The following is a 20,859-nucleotide window of genomic DNA, read 5'->3' as shown; positions in this document are numbered from 1 at the left end:
GGTAAATCATCAGTGCTCGGTTGCCGGGAATGACGAGCCATCGCCGGATACCAAATTTGACCCAGAGAGCGGGGCTCCATTTCTGTCGATACCAGGAATGTCGTGCCGATTAATTTCGCCGCTATCGATCGCCTGTTGTAACGGACCCGAAAGCACAGTTCCACCGTTCGGTCTTGTATATAGATCAAAGCGGCGACCTGTTTTCCGCGCAAAATCTATGTCATCGCGAAGCTGCTGGTCCAGTGCTTGATATCCAACGTTCTTAATTTCGGATACGGCGTTCCGGGTGATGCCGTCAGGATACCGCAGTCGCCCGTCGATCATAAAATTCACCTTTTGTACGGGCCCAATATCGTAAACCTCCCGAACTGCCGCCTCGGCGATACTCCCAAGCTCATTAGAAGTAAATCCTGAAATCGTCTCGGTTGGCGATTCAATAGTTGGAGGACTTGGATAAGGAGGGGCGCGACCACTAGCAATTGCAGCCGTATTGTTTAGTGCTTGCATTACTGCTATATTTCTGGGTATTCCTGCCTTTGTCCAGGCATCAATGTCGGCCAACATCCGTGCCGAACCGGCGAAGCCCGGCTGCATTTGTGTAGAGGCCGCCACTCCCGCCCCAGCGCCGAAGAATCTCGAAAACCAATCGGCCCTCTGCGAAATTAGTGATGCATCCCTTAATTGGTTCAATTCGTCAGAAAAATGCCCACTTGAATCGCTTTTGTTGATCGGATCATTGAACGAATACGCGTAGCGATTGGTCCCAACGCCGGGTTCGGTCGGATCCCACCAATCCGGCGAAATAAACCGTCCGATCGCCGGGTCGTAGTAGCGGGCGTTAAGGTAGACCAGACCCACCTCCGGGTCCTCGCGCTCGCCGATGAAACCCTTGGTCTCTTCCGTGGTCGCTCCCGTGTTCGGTGTCTGGGTGCGCCTGCCAAGGGGGTGTAGGTCGAGAACTCCTCGAACCCGCCCGCGTTGTTCGTCACCAGGCGGATGGTTTGTAACCCATCGCGATGGATGAAATAACTCACCGGCGTGCCGCCTGTGCCGACGCTCACCCGCTTCACATCCGGATGCGGGTACTTGGTCCACACCACCGGCGTGGTCTCAGGTATCGTCCATTGCCCGGACACGCACAATGGCTCGACCTTCCGCTCCATCTCCGGCCCGAAGGAGAAGATTTGAGTGTTCGGAGGCGCCCCCTGACAGGCAGCGTTCGCTGGCGTCGGCATCGTCTTCATCCAACGGGAGCCATCCGGCCCATAGGCGAACTTGGTCACCCCCGCGCCCACCGTCACCTTTGTCGGCCGGTTCTCGCCGTCCCATTCGATCGTCCGGTTGCGGCCGGTGACCATGTTGCCCGCGAAGTCGTAGTGCAGCTCATTCGCCGGCTGGCATGACGCCGTGCTGTTCCCCCGAATGCAGTTCGGCGCATGCGCCGGCTGCCCAGCCGTCCCCGGGGCCGGATAGTCGTACTCCCCGACAAAGCGCATCGTCGTGAGGTTGCCCGCCAGGTCGTAGGCGAAAGTCTGGGCCTGGGTGCTGTCGGGGGTGTTGTTCGCCTTCGTCAGGCGGTCCATCAGGTCGTAGCTGTAGGTCCAGTATTCATTCAGCGCCGAATTCGAGATCTCAGCCGCCGAAATCAGGCCCGTCACCGGGTCATAGGAGTATCCGGCATAGAAGCGACCTTCGGTGGGACCAGGCCCCACGCTGGTGAAGCGCGTTCGCAGCCAGCCCCGGTACTTGTCGTAGGTGTTGGTCGTGTTCGCCCCGTTGGCATAGTCCGTCCGCAGCGGAGCCCCTGCCGCATTGTAGGTGACCTTCGGGATCAGGTCCGGGATTGAGGCCAACCGACCTGCCCCATCATAGGTGAAGGGGCTGCCCTGCCCGCCGATCCCGCCGATCAACTCGCGGCTCGACGCCCCCTCTTTTGAATACATCCGGCCCACCACCCGCCCGCCGGTGTCATAGGCCGTCCAGGTGGTGACCGTCAGCGCTGGATCCGGCGGATCCCCGGCGCAGGTTGCGGTTCGATCCGCCGGCGTGCCCTGCGGCCAGAGCGTCCAGCGCTGCCGTGCCACTCGCCCGGCGACATCGAAGTCGGTGCACAACCGCCCGACGTTGTTCACCTGGCGGACCAATTGTCCCTTGTTGAGATACCCCGGCACCGCCTCGTCATAGACGTAGTCCGTGACATCGGCCTGGCTGCCCCGGGTCACCGTCTTGCGGGTGACCCGGCTCAGCGTGTCGTAATCGAAGGTGATGATCGAATTCCGCGCATCCGTCTGCTTCACCAGCCGGCTGGCGTCGTCGTATTCGAACAGAATACGGCCGAGGTCCGGGTCGAACGCCGCCGTCCGGCGGCCGAGAGTGTCGTACTGGTAAGTCCAGACCGCCCCGATTGGATCTGTGATCCCGACCAGTTGGTCGGCTGCGTTCCAGCGATAGGTCGTATCGCCGCGGAGGTTGGCGCCGAGGTACTGCTCGGTCGCCACGGTGTTGCCGAAGGCGTCGCGCCGGATCGCCGACTTCTTGCGAACCAGCGGGTCGAACGTCGCCACCCAGTCGAAGGACTCCAGGTTGTCATTGAGGCCATAGTAAGTCGAATAGCTCTGGCCGCTCTCATTGGGATCGTGAGGTAAGGTCCGCGACGCCTCACGGTCGAGCGCGTCGTATCGATAGACGGTCCGAGGTGCAGTACCCCAGGTATGGAACTCGCCATCATAGGCTGGCTCCGACTCAGCCGTCAGGTTGCCGCGAGCATCATACTCGCGCTCGACCCGAATCACATTCGCCTCAGTCCCGTCGTACGATGCGGACGCAGTAAAAAAGTTTCGCCCGAAACCGTCGTAGCGGTGTGAAGACCACAAATCCGTGGTGGGATTTGGACCTGGCCTGATGACATCCACCCTCTGTTGATTGATATCTCCCGTGGATAGATATCTCCACTTCACAAAGTCGCCGCCTGGCTTGACGACAGCTGTCGGCCGACACAGCGCATCATAACCCCAGGTCGAGACTTGACCGTTGACGTCAGTCGTGGTCTTGGGTTTCAGGCAGACCGGGTCAATCGTGGCGGATGTGATATGATTTCCGGTGGAGAGTGACCTCGTCACCCTCACCGGATACAGCTGGTAGGTCTCGTCGTATTCGGTCTGGGTCTGGATCGTTTGCGATCCGACAGTCTGCAGCTCCAGGACCCGATTGCCGTGGGTATCATAGACAAAGCTGCGGGTTGCCCAGCCCGAGCCGATCAGCCGCCGCTCCATGGTCAGGTCGCCTTCGGTCGGCAAAGTGCCGCTGCCCGTGGCTCCGTCATAGAGATTGACGGTGTGTCGTAGGAGCGTCTGGGTTCCGGTGATAGGGCCATCGTATAGCTTCTGCTGCGACGGCAAATTGACGATATACAGGCCCAAATTGTAATTATAAGTGGTGGTGGTGACACGGTCTTCGCCGCTGCCATTCACATTGCCGAATTCGCGCAGGTTCAGGACATTGCCGAAGTAGTCGATATCGCGTTCCGTGGCGGCCTGATGCGCAGTTCCCCCGTACCAAATCAATCGGTCGCTTCGGTCGTTCTTCGAGAAATAGGGCGGCGCGTTTTGCTCGTCGTAGTGTTCCCGCTCCTCTAGCAGCAGAGATGTCTGGTCCGAAGGGCCTGCGAAATGCCGGACCCGCCAGGGCTTGCCGGCCGAGGCCAGGCTTTGCATGAAGTCGTGGACTTCCGACGGACACACGCCGTCGCTGCAGGGCTTGGTCACCGTGGCTGAGGCGAAACCGAGGAACCGACGCTCAGTCGCGTCCCATCTCCCGCCGGAGTAAGTGAAGCCCGTGGTGCCGACAGCTCCCGCGCCGCTGTTCTGCGTCACCGATGTGACCGTCTGGAGAATGAAGGGCAGGTTGGTACCGGCGGTGGCACCCCATGCTGACGACGGCGTGTAGTGGATTTCCGTGGTGCCGCCGATCGGATTGATCACCAGTTTCAGCAGGTCGGAAACCAGATCAGTTGTCGGTTTGTTGGGATCGGGTGCGAGCGAGTACATGATCTGAAACCCGTTCCCCAGGTCCAGGACGATGTCGGCCTTGCCGTCGCCGTTGAAGTCTCCGACGGAACGGATGTCGTTGCGACTGAACCACCCGGACGGCGCCCACTGGTTGTTGTCACGCGAGTACATCAACCGGACCGTACCGTCCGCCTCGCTCAGCCCCGAGATCAGAAGATCGCTGCGACCATCCCCATCGAAGTCGCCGGCGAACAGGTGGCAACCGCCTTCGGGGCAGTCCCCACCGGGTTCCAGTCCCTGTTGCTCAATGACCTGATTGCCGCCCGACAGCGCGATCCTGATCCGCGAATTCCTGGGTTCCTTCAGCCCGGCGAAGTCCGTCGCACCGTCACCGTTGAAATCGCCGGTGACGGATCCGCTAAATTGATCCGGCCAGTTGCCCGAGGGCCTCTGTTGAAGGTTGAAGCCGTTCGCCGCGTCGTCCACGTACAGCCGGTAGTGGCCATCCGGGATGCAGAAATTGCCGCTGGGATTGCAGGTCCGGACCATCAGGTCCTCGCGGCCATTGCCATTGAGGTCGAGACCCACATTGACGGTGCCGTAATTGGGCAGGTCGATGCCGAGATCGGCATTGGCGAAGGCGTTGGCGTTGGCGGCCCAACTGTAGACCCGCCCCTTTTGCTTGTTGATGATGTCGACTTTGCCGTTGCCGTCGAAGTCGCCCAGGATAATCTCCCCGCCGTCGACGGAGTCGTAGGTGCACGACTGATCATCGTGCGGGCCGGAACAGACCGGGGGGGCCGCCATTTGGATCGACGGCGCTCCCTGGAAGGATGTTCCATTACCGCGCGACAGCCAAACCGCGATCCTCTGGCTCGACACCAAGGCGATGTCCGCCCGGCCGTCGCCGTCGAAATCCGCCGTCCGCATGCTGTAGTTCGGATGCTCTTTCCCGGAATCGCATTGGAACGCTTCCCCGTCCAAAGGTGCCGCCGATGCTTGAAGGTTGTTCCCCGGCACCGACTGCCACACCCTGATCGAGCAGTAGTCGACGATCGTCTCGGTCTCCCGTGACGGGTCGACGTCCCTGTGCTCCACCTGCATCACGACCACATCCTGCCGGGCATCGCCGTTCACATCGGCGTAGCTCAGCGTCGAATCGTCCGCGTCCGCGAAATTGTAGGTCTTGGCTTCAAACCCTACCGGCGCGTTGGTGTAACCAAACCGCCAGGGCGGCAACTTTGTAGGGGCATCGTAGGAAGTACCATTCCAGACGAAGTCGTTGCCGAACTGCTGCACGGACACCAGCTGCTGAAGTCCGGTTGATGGACTTGTCTGATACTTCAGATCATAGGCTCGCAGCCGTAGATGGTCGGTATTTGGCCGCTCATTTACATAAATCTGGTTGCCCCGCAACTGGGACCCGAGCGCCATCAGGCCCTCACCAGTCGCCCGCGTCTGGCTCGCGCCGCCCGGAATCGCCGGCCACCAGAAATAGACCCCAACTCCGTTATACGAGATCAAGGTCGGATAGCAGGTGGGTGCCGCGCAGGTATAGTTATAGGTGACGACGTTGCCGTGCGGATCGAGGACCTGAGACAGCAACCAGCGATACCCGCTCTTCATGTTGGACGACGCCTGATAGTTCGGCGCCGCCCACTCGTTTTTTCCGACGGCGACGAAGGTCAATCGGGTCCCGTCCGGCGTGTAGACCTGCCAGCCTCCGCCTGCTGACACGATCTTGCGGTAGCTCTCGCTTCGCGTCGTGTGCGTGCCGCCCGCCCGGCAACTCGCCGACGCAGCGGCAACTGCGGAAGCGGTGCATGGAACCAACTCCTGCCCATCGAGCAGGAAAACGTCCGTTGTGTCCGTAAGATTGCCGTCGAAGGAAGGCGCGCCCTTGACGCGCGACGCCCGCACGATGTCCGGAATGCCCGACAGGCGCCAGCCGGCGCCGACGAAGCCGGCATAGAGTCCGCCCGCCTTCTGCCCCTGGCTCGAATCGTAGACTAGCGACAGCTTCGGCTCGATGCCATGGAATGGCGGCACGTCAATCGGCACCGAGGTGGTGTAGCTGCCGTTGAACGATGCCGCCGGCGGCTCGTTTGCCAGCACCGGCAGGGTCAACTGCTGCGTCACCGGATCGTCCGACGACGCCGATGCAGCCGCCGTCATCGCCGCGGAGTCGGGTGTCGCCTCACCTTCCGGCTGGGCCACGTCCTCCGTGGACGGCGTCTCCACCTCCGTCGAGGGCTCGACGGGGGGTGTCTCAGCCGAAACGCCCGGCTCGATCACGCTCGGCTCTGTCGACGGGATCAGAATCTCGGGACCGGATGAATCCGTTGGCGGCGGCGCTTCGTCCTGGCCCCAGGCTCCAGGGCTTCCCGACAGTGCCGCCAGCACCAGGGCCGATGCCGCTGTTGCACGCATCACCCGCCACGCCGGACGCATAGCTGCGCCCGCCCGCTGCCGAATTCCGACCCGCATCGTCACGCTCTCCCCCGATCGCGCGTCTACGGGCCCACCGCAACCGGCCCCGCCCATTCGGGCTCGGACCGCACGTCACGACTCGACACCGCACGCCATTCCAGCACGACAGAATTCCCAACCGCGCACAAGAGCCTCTCGGAGCGGGGCGGCAGAAGGACGGAATCGTTGCCCCTGCAGACAACAACCTTTCCTGTCCTGTTCGCTGTCGGGTCCGGTGAAGACCTACCCCTACGGACGCGGCACCAACAGCAGAGTCGCGGGAGGGACGTTTTCCGCACGCCGAGCACGCGGCCCTATTCGTCGCGCAACAGCGCTTCGGTGAAATTCCCCACCCACAGGCTGGAGTGCCGCCGGTAGCCCCGCGCGGTCGCCAGGCTCTTCCAGCGGCCATGCTCCATCGCGCGCTCCAGGGGCACGCTCTTGCGGTCGGCCGCGGTCATCATGCCGGCGCGCAGGCTGTGGGCCGAGAACTCGGCGGCATCCAGCCCAGCCTGGCGGATCACCCGCTTGACCAGCAGGGCGACGGTGCGGCCGGCGATGGCGGGGTGGCGGCCGTCGCTTCCGGTCACCAGGTGGCCGCCGCGATCGATCCGGCAGAACAGCGCCCCGGGCAAATCGCCGCGTACCGCAAGCCAGGCGCGCAGGGCGGTCACGGCGCAGAGCGGCGAGCCGGGAACGGCGCGGATGCCGACCTCGGCCCCGTCGCGCTCCTGGTCGGTCTTCGATCCGGCCACGAACAGCACCAGGCCTTCGGCCGACAGGATGGCATGGCGCAGGTCGAAGCCGGCGAGTTCGGAGCGGCGGAAGCCGCCGGCGAAGCCGGTCAGCAGCAGGGCGCGGTCGCGCAGCCGCCGGGCCCGTTCGGGATCCGGGCCGGAATCCGCCGGGATCAGCAGCATGGCGGCGCGCAGATTCTCCTCGAGCAGGGCGGCTTTTCGGGTCGGCCGGGCGCCCTTGGTCCGGCGCAGGCCCTTGATGAAGTCGTCGAAGCCGGCGAGATCGAGGTTGACGGGGTGGCCGAGGCGCTTCCGGATGGTCACCACCGCGGAGCGCCGCAACTCGATGGTGGACAACGACCGGGTCTCGGCCAGGGCGGTCAGATGCAGCACCAGCCAGCGGCTGTCGGCGGAAACAGGGTCGAGGCCGAAGCGCAGGCACCAGTCGCTCCAGGCCCGCCAGGCCTTGCCGTAGGCGAGCTTGGTGTTGGCCGAGGATGCGGCGCTCACCAGCTCGTCCGCCTTCTCGGCGAGCGCGCGGATCTCGGCGATCTGCGCCTCGGTCAGAGCCTGGGGCCTGGCGTCGTCGGCCACAGGCGCCATGGACGCGGATGCCACCGCGATCGCCAGGATGTCCGTCATGCCCCCTCCCCTGCCCTTCCAGCTGCCCTGCGGCCGGATGGTCGGCCTCCGGCAACGAGTCTAGCGCGGGAAATGGCGGGGCGCCACGCCCCAACGACCGATAATCGCCAATATCGTGCATCAAGATCAATGCGTTAACTGGCCTACGTCTGATCGAGCGGCGTAGGCGAACGGGCCCGGATCGGGAACACTCGGATCTACCGTTCCGGTCGCCGATGTGGATTGATCCGCCAACCGCAGACATGAAAAAGCCGCCCGGAGGCGGCTGCGGATGAGACTCGATTGGGGTTCCTGTGGGCCATCGTCGTCGAGCTCGCTTCGACGTCTCGAGTGTCGGCGGCTCACGCCGCCCGGCGACGACGCCCTTCGAGCATCCATCTGGCCGCTTCAGTCAGCGGGATCTCAACGAAGCGGTAAGCGACGAACGCGGCTAAGAGGGATGCCACAAAGGCAGCTGGAATGAACGCCCATGGCGGGACAACACCCAGCGCGCGCCAAGCAAAAAACACCGCGGTGATGACGAGGGAGTGGCACAGATAGAGCGAATACGAGGCATCGCCGACCGCCTCAAGGAAACGGGCCGCAGCTTGCTTCATCAGAGGCAGACCGAGCGCAGCGTAGACGATGAGCATCGAGGGGATGCCCCATAGCAGGAATCTCGCCTCCCTTGACGGATTCCAAACGCCGACCATAGGAGCAAGGATGACGATGGCGGTGCCGAAGGCAACCATCGAGAGCATCGGCCCAGGCCTGCCCCACGTGCGGAAGATCAGATAGAGAACCATTCCACCGACGAACGTGAACACGATGGTGTTGCCGAAGAACCACCGCATTAGCGACGCCTCATCACTCATCAATCCTATCGCGAAGAGTACAGCGAATATGCCGGCCATTGCGACGGTGCGCTGCCAGGCGCCAATGCTGATGAGTCCTGCAAAGATCAGGTAGAAAAACATTTCGTAGTTCAGCGTCCAGCCTACGCCGAGGATTGGCTGCGCCTCGCCGTTGGGCCGCAGGAACGGGATGAAGAACAGCGACTTCAGAAGGGTCGCCGCGTTCACATCGATGGCCCGCAGCAACGACGGAACCATCACCCCGACGCCTGCCAGCAGCAGCGTATAAAACCAATAGTTGGGCACGATCCTGCAGACCCGGCTGACAAAGAATTTGCCTGCGCCGGTCTTCCGCTGATCGCTGATCATCATCATGATGAAGCCGCTGATGACGAAGAAGATGTCGACCCCAATACCAAGGAACAAGCCGAACCGCGCCGCCACTTCATCCGGAGGCGCGGCCCTGCTGTAAACGACATAGATGCAGTGAAGGACGACGATCATGCTCGCGGCGACGCCGCGAAGAATCTGGACGCCCTGGAGTTTGGCGACGCTTATTGGGATCATCTAATGAGCCATGGAAATTCGATCTGCGGCCCATAGTGACATGCGGTTGGGGGGCAATGCAAAGATCGTGTCCCCGGGAATGGCGTAGGAGCGACGAGGTAATGACTCCGACCTGGGCCGGGTCGGTCAGGGTGCCATGATAGGCCGGCTGACGAGGGATCATCGCCGATGGCGGCGACGCTTTCCAGTGTCATGTAGCGACAGCGCTGAACGGCCCATTCGTCGTTCTGCTCGAGCAGCAGGGCGCCGACGAGGCGGAGGATGGCGGCCTCTTCGGGCAAGATGCCGACGACGTGGTCCTGCGATTGCTCTCGCCATTCAGCCGCTCCAGCGGGTTGGTGAAATGGAGCTTGCTCCAGTGGTCCTTGAGGACGTCTATGTAGGCCAGGACGTCGGTTTCGGCTGCATCCATGAAGGCGGCCAGCTTGGGCAGTTTGGGCCGGAGTTGGCCGGCGGCACGGCGCCGCTGAGCCTCGCCGGCGGCGGCATCCTCTTGGCGAACGCGGTGGCGATGAAGGCCGAGACCACCCGACGGCCGCTCTTGCCGGCATGCGCCAGGACATTCCTCATGACGTGCACCCGGCAGCGCTGCTAAGTGGCTGCCGGTACCCGGGCGTCGGCGGTCTTCAGTCCCTCGTGGGCGTCGGAGATCACCAGCTTAACGCCTCTGAGACCGTGGCGGGCGAGCCTACGCAGGAACTCGGTCCAGGAGGTCTCGACTTCCGAGAGGCCCACGCCTCGTCCCAGAACCTCACGCCGCCCGTCGGTGTTGCCGCCCACCGCCACGGTCACGGCGACCGAGACCACGCCGCCGGCCTGGCGGACCTCCACATATGTCGCGTCTATCCACAGGTTTGGCCAGTCGCCCTCAATCGGCCTGGCGAGGAAGGTCTGGACCTTCTCGTCGATCTCTTCGCATAGCCGGCTAACTCGGCTATTCGACGGCCCGGGCTGCCGATGGCACGGACCAGCTCGTCCACGGAGCGGGTCGAGATCCCTTGGACGTAGGCCTCCTCGCGACGCACGCTTCGCGTTTGCGCCGGGATCGCCGCCGTCACGCCTTCTCCGCCAGACGCCGCGGCTCCAGGAAGCTGGGGAAGTAGCTGCCCGTCCGCAGCTTCGGGATGCGCAGCTCCACCGTCCCGGCCCGAGACTCCCGGTCGCGCTCGCGGTAGCCGTTGCGCTGCGCCAACCGATCCGCGCTCTTCTCGCCGAAGCCTGCGCCGGACTTCGCCGATTCTGGGCAATATAGTGTATTGGCTGTCGTGCCGTTACCAATGAGCAACGCACCCAGCCGATGCAATCACTCAGCGGCTTGCCACCAACCGAAGACGTGGAGGCTGCGGGATCTCGACATTCCGCATCATCTTTTTACCGATCAAGAGATCAGGCCGGACCTGCTCGCGTTCCCAGATGTCATTCCGGCACAGGATGACTCCCACCTTCTTCATGTCGTTGGAGCGGCGGCGGCGCAGCAGGCTGAGATGGCTGAAGTGCAATGCGAAGGCTCCTCCAGGTCGGAGCAGCTTCAGCATTTTTTCAAGGACCGGCAGGTCTAACTCCATCTCCGCGGTTACGAAGTCGAAAGCGCCAGGTTGCTCGGGCAGCGTGAGCGATGCGGCAATCTCGTCGAACAGACCAGCCAACTGCAATCGGCGATCCTCGGCATTGCCGCCATAGCACAGGGCCGAGCCCGCCCTGGTCGGCAGCATGCCACGGAGCTGCATGCGTTCGAAAATGAGATCGACCGCAGTCGGGCCCAGCCAAAGGCCATTCATTTTCTCAGGCCGTCAAACAATGCGGGTGAGCAGTAGGGTCACGAAGACATCTCCTAAACCGAGATATTTCGCTGGCCGAGGGGCAGTTCCACCCGAAAATCGCTCGGTCCGCCCGGATCGATGCTACCCATGAAGTATCACCGAGACTGAGCATCTTCCTAGGCTATGCGAAATCGCAGATGTTGTCATCGCCCGCTGCTGATTTTTTTGCTCGTAGCAGGACCACCGCCGGCGCCCAACGCCAACCCCATCGGAGCCGACCGCCTCCGGGAGCACTTGGACAGCCGGGATTCAAGTAGCTCAGCCGGATCGAGCGAGCGCCTGCCAGCACCGTCTCCTCGTGCGCGGAGCGGGTCTCAGGGTCCGTTCAGGCCAGACGCAACGCGGCCTGCCCATCGCCCCGCGCCACCCGCAAGGTCAGCGGTGCCGGCCGGTCGAGACTCAGGATCGGCGGCCCCAGGGACAGCGGCGTCAATCCGTCTCGCTGGTCTGCACCAGTTCTTCCGGGGAAGACAGGTCTGGCACCGCGCCTTCGGCCACGGCGCGCCGTCGCCGGCCGGCCACTGCCGTACCGACACGCAGTTCTGCGACCTTCTGCGACTGCGGGTCGAACCGGGCGAACAGCTTCGGTAGGCCAAACCCGGCCGAGACGACCAGCCCCGTCAGCACCAGCGCGATCATTACCTCAAGGAGGGTGAAACTGGCATCCCGGCTTGGCTGCGTCGTCATCGCGCTAGCCCGGCGGCGCGCAGGGTGGCGAGTTGGACGGGCAGTCCACGGCGTGCGTGACGCGGACCATGGCGGAGAGCAGGCCCGGCTGGCCGGCGACTTCGGGCAATCCGTCCTCGCGATACGAGACTATGGCAAGCGACCAGGCGCTGCCATCGCCCAGACAACCCGACACACCGCGCGACGCGAGCGGCAGGTCGAGCCCGACCCGCTCCAGGATGGCCTCGGCGGCGTCAGCCCCAGGATCACCAGCACGATCAGCATTTCGATCCAGGTGAAACCGGGTAAGAGGCCGGCCGGTCTCGTCACGGTACGCCTCCTGAGGAAGGGGAAGGGTCCCGTCCACGATCTCACTTGATCGGTCAAGCCGGCATTATGCCGAATGATCTCTTGATCGTAGTAGGCTGTGTCGTCGCGAAATGAATCCCGAGTCCCGCCTCACTTTTCTATACCAGGTTGCCGCCCTGGAGACATCCCGACAGTCAGAATATTGCAAGTTCACCGTGACGTAAAAAATGGCCGGACTCTAGAGCTCCAGGAATTGAGCGAACTTTGAGGATCAAGTTATCCTCTAAGTAAAATTCCAGTATAAAAGGAAGACGCGCTATCTTTACTATTTTTTTATTGACTATTTTATGAATCGCTGTTGCTCCATAACCATTCTGAATAAATATATGTTCCTTATTTTCCAGTGTCGTCAACGAATTCCAATTCGTGTTCGATAACCATTATGGGAAAATCGTCAAATGTTACATCGATAGAAAAGGGTTGAAAAATGACGCTCGATACTCGCGTGCCAACAAATGATTTGAAATATTCATGTTGCGGAAATTCTACCATGGCGCTTTCTTCTCCGATAGATAACTAATTACTGAACATTAATCCACCAAATGCGTAATGAGAGTCTCTATTTGAGAGAATTTTGCCAGTAAATACACTAATTGTCTGACCATCTGGTATCGCTCCATTGTAAACCTGCATATAAGTGTAGGGCGCCGTCTCGTTTGCATTTGCAATTCTAATCGTATTATGATTCGTGATCGTGCCTGGCGCTCGAAACACTATACCATCTCCATTAAACGCAAGCGTCCCGACATAACCATTCGGGACCGTGAGAGCGACAGCTCCATTTGGTAGGAGTTGGCCGACCAGCCCGGTCAGCACCAGCGCGATCAGCACCTCAAGGAGGGTGAAACCGGCATCCGGGCTTGGTCGGGTCGTGACGGCGGTAGCCCGGCGGCGCGCAAGGTTGCGAGTTGGACGGGCGGTCCACGGCGTGACATGACGCGAACTATCACGGAAAACAGGCTCGGCTGGCCGGCGACGTCAGGCAATCCGTCCTCGCGATACGGGGCGATAGAGAGCGACCAGGCGCTGCCGTCGCCCAGGCGGCCCGACACGCTGCGCGGCGCGAGCGGCAGGTCGAGCCCGACCCGCTCGAGGATGGCCTCGGCGGCCAGCCCGGCGCGCAGCTGCGCCGTCGCGCGTGCGTCGCGATCCCGACCGGACACCAGCAGCACGAGCGCCGTAGCAGCGATGCCGCCGAGCACGGCCAACGCCACCAGCACCTCGACCAGGGTGAAGCCGTTCTCCCGGCGCGCCTGGCTCATGGCGGGCTCTCCTGGCTGACGGTCCCGGTCAGCCAAGCGATCCGCAACGACAGGCGGCGATCGCCACGGCCGAGGGGCAGGATACCGCCGCTGCTCGACCCATCGCCAAGGAACAGCAGGGCCGGGACGTCGCCGTTGCAACCGATGGCGGCACCGGTCAGGGTCAGGTCGAACCCATCGGGCACCGCCTGCCAACGGCCGAGTGCCGGAATGCCGATGCGACGGGCCTCGGGGTCGAAGCGCACCAGCATCGGAGCCTGCTGGCGCAGCGCGACGTCATGGGCCTGTGTCAGGAGGCGCTCCAGCCCGGCGGCCGTCTCACGCAGGGCTGAACGGGTGCGCCACTCCGGCACGGCCAGCCCGACCACGGCCATCGTCAGACCCAGGATCACCAGGACGATCAGCATTTCGATCAAGGTGAATCCGTCATTCAATGTACAAATGGCCCCTTCGTAACGAAATCATACCGCACCTGAATCGGTCGGAAACCATCTCGGCGCTCGATGGTCTGGCTAATTGTTACCGATATTCGGCTCTGATCACTCTTGTCAGTTTGAATTATGAGGAGCTTTGTCACATGATAGGTTCACATTGTCCGAAAATCATCGATGCGGGAGACACTCCTCCGGTTCGCCATACGAAGCGGCCAGTTGATGGGCTCACGAACATGAAGTCTACTCTATTATTATAAACAATTTGCAGAGATACAGTACTTTCGATTAAAGAATCATTTTTTTCCTGGTTAAATTTTATATCATTTATCCTTTTTACTATATCAAGTTTCACATCTCCAATAATTTGATATTGCATTGTTCTTGAACGTAGATCGACGATTATAGGTTGAAAATCATTTATGACTTGTCTGGTTCGAATTGAAGCGGCAATTCCGTCATATGATACATTTGCAGAGTAGTTTGGTCGGCAAATCCATTGCCGCGCGGATGCCCAACTCTCTGGAATGACGCCGGGGCCGCCTTGGGTATCAGCATAACTGCATCCTGACTGGATTAGAATAATAGATATGAAAATACCTGCCGACAACAAAGGAGGCCTTACTCTTTTCACCATTCTAACTCTCAATCGCTGCCACATCACGCTTAACTCCAACCCAATCAGCTCCATCATCGTCGCCTCCTCTGAGTCCGAGATTTACGATTTGGATGCAAGATAGAGTGCATACATTAGTCATGCACCGAGCGCCGCCGCAGGCAATCAGTCTCGATAAAATCCTGCTGGCAAATTCACTCGGTAAGACTCGAAGGTAGCAATTGAAGGAAATTGAACATTCCCCGTGATCGCCATAAATGAGTCAGCAACAAACTCGGCTTTCTGCTCGGGATACATATCATTCCACGACATATCGAAAGAGTAGCTATACATCTGTTTTTTGACCGCTGCCGAGCAATCTCGATAACAGTCAAAATGAAGGAATTGCGCTGCATTTCCATCCGAAAGACTTCCGTTTTGATCCTGGTACGCGTGGGTCAGTTCATGAACCATGCTTCGCGTTCTCGCGATATCAGAATCGCGCATTCTCTTGTTATCCTTACTTGCAAAAGATGCATAGTCATTGCTGTAGTAAGCTCCTGTAGTCTGTATTTGAGCTCCCAGCATCGGGTCAACGCTGTATTGCATGGCCACATCATCCGGAAGCTTATCGGTCCACCCAACCCGTATCCCAGAAGTGTTTAACGCATCGCCAAATATTGCGTGCCAAAGAGCCATTTCTTTTGTAGTGAAGTGCCGGAAGAGCCCTATTGCAAGGTCAGGCGAAACGGCGACCTTGATCGGTAGTGCCCCTCCGCCAAGTCGTACATTGATCCGTCCGCGCATCGCATCGTAAGCGTCCTGCAATGTTTCGGACGCTCCTGTATATTCACCGTTTGCATAATTTCCGTCTTTAAGACCGCCACCAGATCCCCACCCAGAGTCAGATCCGTCAGTATCGTTGCATTCGCCGCCCTTGCAGTGCCCGGTTGGATCGGATCCGTTGATGGGATCATTGCCGGCATAGGCGTAGCGGTTGGTGCCGACGCCTGGGTCGGTCGGGTCCCACCAGTCCGGCGAGATGAACCGCCCGATCACCGGGTCGTAGTACCGTGCATTCAGGTACAGCAGCCCCGCCTCCGGGTCCGCCGCGCCGGTGGTCGGGTCGACGCCCGTCTCCGGGTCGTCCCGCTGCCCGATGTAGCCCTGGCTCTCCGTCGTCGTGGCCGTGACCGCCGGCGTCTGCCTCTGCGCGCCGTAGGGCGCGTAGGTCGAGCGCTCCTCCACCGCACCGCCCGCCTTCGTCACCAGCCGCGTCGACCCCTGGTTGTCACCATGCAGGAACAGGGTCGTGGTCGTGCCGCCGGTGGTGACGCGCTTCACGCCCCCGCTGACGTATTTGATCCAGCTCGACGTGGTGCTCCAGTTGCCGCTGACGCATGTCGAACGGTACTGCAGCTCCAGCTCCGACCCGAAGCTGTAGGTCACCGCCGCCGGTGGCTGAGCGCTGCAGCCGGTGGCTCCCGGCGTCGGCGCCGTCTTCTTCCACCGCGATCCGTCCGGGCCATAGGCGAACACCACCTTCGGCGCCGTCGGCAGCGCCCCGAGCCGGATCTCCGTCGGCCGGTTCTCGCCGTCCCAGCTGAACCAGCGGCCACGCCCGCTCTTCAGGTTGCCGTTCGCGTCCCACTGCAGGGCCTGGCCATTGACGCTCGTCGGCGCATGCGGCTGCGGTGCGTTGGCCGCCGTCGGATACACGTAGTTTCCGGCCGGGCCCGCGGTGATGTTGTCGCCCGGGTTGTAGGCGAAGGTCTGGTTGCGGCTCGCATCCTTGCTGTTGGCCGCTGCCGCCAGTTGGTCCATGAAGCTGTAGCCGTAGGTCCAGCTTTCCTTGTCCGTGCCATCCTCGGCGATCGTCGACGTCTTCATCCGCCCAACCAGGTCCCGCGTGTACACGGCCTTGAACCGCACCGTCGATCCCGCACTGATCGTCATGCTGTCCAGCCAGCCGCGGGTCTGCGACCAAGTCCAGGCGCTCTGCACGTCGTTGGCATAGCGCGCCGCCGTGGGACGACCGGCCGCGTCATAGGACATCTCGGTCACCGCTCCAGGGATCGAGGACAGCCGGCCCGCGGCGTCGTACTGCCACGGCGACCCCGAGGTGCCGACCGTATCACCATCAGGATACGCCTTCCCTGAGACCCTGCCGAGCCCGTCATAGCGCGTGACCAGGCGGAACCCCGCAACCGTGTCGGTGCTGCAATTGTCGGCAAGCGGGCTGCCCGGCCACAGCGTCCACTTCTGCACCACCAGCCGCCCGGCCAGGTCGTAACCGAAGCACTGCCGGCCGGTCGCGTTGACCTGACGGGTCAGGCGCCCCTTCTGGTAGAAGCTCGCGCTCCCCTCGGTGAACCCCTCGTCATAGTAGAAGGACGTCACGTCGCCGCTGCTGGCCTGGTCCAGCGTCACCGTCTTCTTCGTCACCCGGCGCAGCGCATCGTACTCCAGCGCCGTGACCGTCTGCAGCGCATCCGTCTGGGTCTTCGGCGAGCCGTCGTCGTAATAGGTGAAGTTCCAGGTCCCGAGGTCCGGATCCTTCTGCTGCGTCCGGCGGCCTGCCGTGTCGTAGACATAGATCCAGGCGGCATTGATCGGGTCCGTCAGCCCGACCAGCTGGCCCAGGGGATCCCAACTGTACTTCGTCGTCGCCAGCGGCGTCGGCGCTGGCCCGGTATACCGGTCCACCCGCACCGTCCGCCCATAGGCGTCGCGATGCGTCGTCGTCGGACGGTTGAACGGATCCGTCACCGTCACCTTGTCGAACGACACCTCGCTGCTGGCGATGGTCGTCCGGATCAGTGCGTCGTTCGGCGTGTCCGGAATCCGCGTCTCGATCTCACGGTTCAGCGAGTCGTACAGATGCGTCGTCTGATAGACCGCGGCGTTATCGTAGTAGGGCTGGCTCTCCGCCGACACATTGCCCCGGGCGTCGTAGCTCCGCGTGGTGACGATCCTCGTCGACGCCAACGGACCCTCGCGGTAGGTCCTCCATGAGCGTCCGAACCCGTCGAACTGCGCCTGCGTGTATAGTTCGTCGGCATCCGTCCCCGTCCGGATGTCCACATGCTGTTTGTTCGGATCGCCGAAGAAGTAGTAGACCCATTTCGTGTGGCTCCCGTCGGGACGATCCACCCGCTCCGGACGGCACAGCGCGTCATAGGTCGTCGTCGTCACCTGGTCGTTGACGTCGGTCGTCGTCCCCGGCTTCAGGCACGCGCCCGACGGCGCCCAATCGGTCTTCGTCTTCTGACCCAGCGCGTTCTTCACCTCGACCGGCAGCAGTTGGAAGGCCGTGTCGTAGGTGATCTCCGTCCGGTTGCCGAGCTCGTCGATCGTGGCCTTCGGATTGCCGTTCGGGTAGTACTCGAACCGCTTCGCCGGCAGCGCCAACAGGGGCGCGCCAGGTGCCGCCCGCACCTCCACGTTCTGCTCGGTCAGGTGGCCCTTGGTCGGTGTCACCCCTCCGTCGTAGCGGTAGCGGACATAGCGCAACGCATTGGTGTTGCCAGGGACAGTGACAGCCTCGTTCTGCGGCCTGTCGACGATGTATGCATCCGTGTTCGGCACGTAGTTCCGCGTCGTCGTCCGCTCATCGCCGTCCGACACCGTGTCGCCATGGCGCCCCAGCTCGCGGACCTGGATCACATTGCCGTACACGTCGAAGCTCCGCTCCGTCCGCGTCTTTAGCACCGTCGTCCCGTACCGGTCCCAGCTCTCGCTCGCGACGCTGCGCGACCGGTAGGGCGGACTCGTCTGCTCCTGATATTCCTCGAGGCCCTCGCGCAGCACCCGCTCCGTTGCAACCGGACCATCGATGTATTCGACGTGCTCGATCCGCCCGGCCGACGCCAGGCTCTGCTTGTAGGTGTAGCGCCGCCTCGGGCCCTGCGCCTCGTTCGCCAGCTTCGGCAACGTCACGGTCGCCGTCCGGAACCCCAGGAACTGGCGTTCGCTCGCATCCCAGGCGCCACCTTCGTAGGCGAAGCTCGTTGTCGCCGTCACCCCGCCCGTACGGCCATCCGATGCCGTCGTGCTGACCACCGTCTGCACCACGAAGGGCAGGTTGCCGTTCAGCCACTTCGTGGACGGCTCATAGGCGACCACCGTGCTGCCGCCGATCGGGTTCGTCACGTTGGTCAGCAGATCCGGCACATGCCCCGTCGAGTACTGCACCCCAAGGTTGCCGGTCTTGACGTACATCAGGTCGGCCATGCCGTCCCCGTTCACATCGCCCGCCAGGCGCACATCCGGCGTCGCGATCGTCTGCGACGTCCAGGTGCCACCGTTCTGCAAGGTGTAGATGATGCTTTGCCCACCCGCATTGGCCGCAATCAGCTCGCTGCGGCCATCGCCGTCGACATCGCCGGCCACGACACGGCAATTGCTGCACGCCCCCGGGACCAGGAGGCTCCCCTGCCCTGCGAACAGCGTGCCGTTCGACAGGAACGGCAGGATCGTCCCGGCGCTGTCCATCCGGGCGACATCGACCGCCCCGTCGCCGTTGAAGTCCCCGAACGCGTAGGTCTTGAAGCTGCTGCCGAACTCCCCCAGCAGGTTGGTCGACATCGTGTTGAGCGTCTTGTTCCAGTAGCCGTACAAGTTGTACTGGTCCGTCCCGGTGCCTGCGGTGACATGCACCGCCAGCAGTTCCTGCTTGCCGTCGCCATTGGCGTCCAGCATGCCCAGCACCTGGTCGGTGGTGGGGTCCAAGTCTCCCAGGACCAGCGGCTCGTCCGATGCGGTCGTGCCGTTGAGGTCGAGGCGGAACACCTTCGCCCTGCTGAGCACCAGCAGGGCGGTCCGGCCGTTGCCGTCGATATCGCCGAGAACCACGTCCTTGCCGTCCACGTCCGCCGCGGGGCTGATGTCGATGGGAACCCCACCGAAGGACACGGTGCCGTTGGTGAATCTCGACAGGTACACCAGCGCCTTCCGCGGCGTGACCATCACCAGATCCGACCGGCCGTCGCCGTTGAAGTCGCCGACCCGGATGCTGTCGAGCCGCGTGTCCGTCGTGGCGCAGTTGAACGCAGTGGTGCCGTTGGGATAGGTGACGCCGGCGCCGACCAGTATGTCATCCCCGTTCGCCGCCCGCCGTGACAGCCAGATGTCCGCCTGGCAACTATACGTCCCCTCGAGGTAGTCCTGTATCACCTCGAGCACGTCCTCGCGGCCGTCGCCGTCGAAGTCCCCGTAGCTCAGCGATGACGAACCGAGCGGCCCGGCGTGGTCGACCTTCAGAAAGGCCTGGTTCGCGTCGGTGTTGTACTTGAAGACATAAGGCTGCAGGGCGAGGCCCTGCCAGTCACGCCCGAACTGCTGCACCGACGTCAGCCGCGGCGCCCCGATCCGGGTCTCGTAGTTCAGCGCATAGGCCCGCAGCGGCTGCAACGCCGGCTGGGCGGTCGTTCCGGTGTTCACCCGGACCTCGATGCGCCGCAGCAGCGTGCCCAGGCGCGCCATGCCCCGCCCGGTCGCCTTCACCGCCGTCTGGGCGCCCTCGGCGACGAACTTGATCTCGACGTTGCCGTAGCTGATCCGCGACGGCCAGCAGCTCCGCTGCGTGTCCGTGCCGTCCGGCAGCTGGCCGCAGGCCGTCCCGGCCGGGAGCCCCGGGCCGGCATCGTACTCGTAGTCGACCGCGTTGCCGTCGACATCGAGCACTCGTGTCAGCAGCCAACGGTAGCCCACCGGCTCGAACTTCGTGAAGATCGACCGCGTGCCGTCGGTCGACGTCGCGATCCAGCCGCCGCCCGTCTCGATCTTGCGGTAGCTCTCCCATCGCGTCGTGTAGGTGCCTCCCGCAGCACAGCTCGCGCTGGCGCCCGCGGCAACGCCCGCGCATGCCAGCAACTCCTGGCCGTCCAGCCGGAAGACGTTCATCGCGGTGCCCGAGCTGAACCGCGGCACCCCTCCGTTCCGGGTGGCCATGTCGGCCACCGGCAGCCCGCCCAATCCCCACTTCAAGCCGACGAAGCCCGCGTAGAAGTCTCCCGGCCCCGCGCCCCCGCTCGAGCCGTAGACCAGCCGCAACTTCGGCTCGATCCCGTGGAACCCCGGCACATCGATCGACACGCTCGTCGAATAGCTGCCGTTCGACGACGCATCCGTCGGCGCCGCCTCCAGCGCCGGCAGCGACAGCTGGTTCTCCACCGGATCCTCCGGCACCGACGCCGCCGCCATCGCCGCAGACGGCTCCGCCTGGGACGGACCCGCCGGCGCCTCGGACTTGTCGGATGGGGTGTCGGCACTCTCGGCGGCCGCCGGCTGCTCGCCATCGCCTGACGCTGGCGCCACCACCTCCGGCACCAACGGCTCCGGACCCGACGCCGCCTCCTGGCCCCGCGCCCCCCATCCCGCCGTCACCATCGTCAACGACAGCAACGACACCGCAGCCAACCGCAATCCGACAAATCCCGTCATCAAAACATCCCCCACGC

At 62.7% G+C, this 20,859-nt stretch carries 11 protein-coding genes and 3 pseudogenes; all 14 read right to left on the bottom strand.

The annotated features are described in order from the left end of the window. Positions 1-9: 9 nt before the first annotated feature. The 14 genes and pseudogenes from E9232_RS16850 to E9232_RS16795 all read right to left on the bottom strand — a co-directional run bounded on the left by E9232_RS16850 (position 10) and on the right by E9232_RS16795 (position 20,842). The gene (locus E9232_RS16850) at positions 10-594 is read right to left on the bottom strand and encodes a putative toxin (protein WP_309795626.1); all 585 of its coding nucleotides are present in this window, start codon (positions 592-594) and stop codon (positions 10-12) included. 168 nt (positions 595-762) lie between these two features. Further along, positions 763-858, bottom strand: a pseudogene (locus tag E9232_RS35855) (RHS repeat-associated core domain-containing protein); the annotation flags it as partial. Between the two features lie 2,906 nt (positions 859-3,764). Beyond that, a pseudogene (locus E9232_RS35910) lies at positions 3,765-6,182 on the bottom strand (FG-GAP-like repeat-containing protein); the annotation flags it as partial. Positions 6,183-6,790: 608 nt separating this feature from the next. Further along, a complete protein-coding gene (locus tag E9232_RS16840) occupies positions 6,791-7,855 on the bottom strand; it encodes a tyrosine-type recombinase/integrase (protein ID WP_309795625.1) in 1,065 nt (354 codons plus the stop codon). Between the two features lie 341 nt (positions 7,856-8,196). Continuing rightward, positions 8,197-9,255 (bottom strand): acyltransferase family protein, encoded by a 1,059-nt coding sequence (locus tag E9232_RS16835; RefSeq protein ID WP_309795624.1) that lies wholly within the window; start codon positions 9,253-9,255, stop codon positions 8,197-8,199. A gap of 155 nt (positions 9,256-9,410) precedes the next feature. Then, positions 9,411-10,489 (bottom strand): annotated as a pseudogene (locus E9232_RS16830) (IS256 family transposase); the annotation flags it as partial. Positions 10,490-10,562: 73 nt separating this feature from the next. Further along, a complete protein-coding gene (locus tag E9232_RS16825; protein ID WP_309795623.1) occupies positions 10,563-11,033 on the bottom strand; it encodes a hypothetical protein in 471 nt (156 codons plus the stop codon). 471 nt (positions 11,034-11,504) lie between these two features. After that, positions 11,505-11,762 (bottom strand): prepilin-type N-terminal cleavage/methylation domain-containing protein, encoded by a 258-nt coding sequence (locus tag E9232_RS16820; RefSeq protein WP_309795621.1) that lies wholly within the window; start codon positions 11,760-11,762, stop codon positions 11,505-11,507. Between the two features lie 129 nt (positions 11,763-11,891). Then, positions 11,892-12,026: a hypothetical protein gene (locus E9232_RS35850; protein ID WP_374710630.1), complete on the bottom strand. Its 135-nt coding sequence runs from the start codon at positions 12,024-12,026 to the stop codon at positions 11,892-11,894. A gap of 600 nt (positions 12,027-12,626) precedes the next feature. Next, positions 12,627-12,941: a hypothetical protein gene (locus E9232_RS35845; RefSeq protein WP_374710627.1), complete on the bottom strand. Its 315-nt coding sequence runs from the start codon at positions 12,939-12,941 to the stop codon at positions 12,627-12,629. Next, the gene (locus E9232_RS16810; protein WP_309795619.1) at positions 12,935-13,372 is read right to left on the bottom strand and encodes a type II secretion system protein; all 438 of its coding nucleotides are present in this window, start codon (positions 13,370-13,372) and stop codon (positions 12,935-12,937) included. The genes E9232_RS35845 and E9232_RS16810 overlap by 7 nt, the downstream gene beginning before the upstream one ends. Further along, complete coding sequence (locus tag E9232_RS16805; protein ID WP_309795618.1) at positions 13,369-13,806, bottom strand: prepilin-type N-terminal cleavage/methylation domain-containing protein; 438 nt, start codon at positions 13,804-13,806, stop codon at positions 13,369-13,371. The genes E9232_RS16810 and E9232_RS16805 overlap by 4 nt, the downstream gene beginning before the upstream one ends. 139 nt (positions 13,807-13,945) lie before the next feature. Then, positions 13,946-14,497, bottom strand: a complete 552-nt coding sequence (locus E9232_RS16800) for a hypothetical protein (RefSeq protein WP_309795616.1) — start codon at positions 14,495-14,497, stop codon at positions 13,946-13,948. An 87-nt stretch (positions 14,498-14,584) separates the two neighbouring features. Continuing rightward, positions 14,585-20,842: an FG-GAP-like repeat-containing protein gene (locus E9232_RS16795; RefSeq protein WP_309795614.1), complete on the bottom strand. Its 6,258-nt coding sequence runs from the start codon at positions 20,840-20,842 to the stop codon at positions 14,585-14,587. Positions 20,843-20,859 lie beyond the last annotated feature (17 nt).

It is taken from the genome of Inquilinus ginsengisoli (assembly GCF_031453975.1).
GTDB lineage: Bacteria > Pseudomonadota > Alphaproteobacteria > DSM-16000 > Inquilinaceae > Inquilinus > Inquilinus ginsengisoli_A.
The sequence above is the reverse complement of the archived record's forward strand: the minus strand, read 5'-3'. Positions and strand labels throughout refer to the sequence as shown.

What these genes read in the sequence shown, in the direction of transcription:
- E9232_RS16825 (WP_309795623.1), bottom strand. Translation starts at nt 11,033, where the DNA reads ATGAATGGCCTTTGGCTGGGCCCGACTGCGGTCGATCTCATTTTCGAA.
- E9232_RS16810 (WP_309795619.1), bottom strand. Translation starts at nt 13,372, where the DNA reads ATGAGCCAGGCGCGCCGGGAGAACGGCTTCACCCTGGTCGAGGTGCTG.
- E9232_RS16800 (WP_309795616.1), bottom strand. Translation starts at nt 14,497, where the DNA reads ATGATGGAGCTGATTGGGTTGGAGTTAAGCGTGATGTGGCAGCGATTG.
- E9232_RS16840 (WP_309795625.1), bottom strand. Translation starts at nt 7,855, where the DNA reads ATGACGGACATCCTGGCGATCGCGGTGGCATCCGCGTCCATGGCGCCT.
- E9232_RS35850 (WP_374710630.1), bottom strand. Translation starts at nt 12,026, where the DNA reads ATGCTGATCGTGCTGGTGATCCTGGGGCTGACGCCGCCGAGGCCATCC.
- E9232_RS16835 (WP_309795624.1), bottom strand. Translation starts at nt 9,255, where the DNA reads ATGATCCCAATAAGCGTCGCCAAACTCCAGGGCGTCCAGATTCTTCGC.
- E9232_RS16795 (WP_309795614.1), bottom strand. Translation starts at nt 20,842, where the DNA reads ATGACGGGATTTGTCGGATTGCGGTTGGCTGCGGTGTCGTTGCTGTCG.
- E9232_RS16850 (WP_309795626.1), bottom strand. Translation starts at nt 594, where the DNA reads ATGCAGCCGGGCTTCGCCGGTTCGGCACGGATGTTGGCCGACATTGAT.
- E9232_RS16820 (WP_309795621.1), bottom strand. Translation starts at nt 11,762, where the DNA reads ATGACGACGCAGCCAAGCCGGGATGCCAGTTTCACCCTCCTTGAGGTA.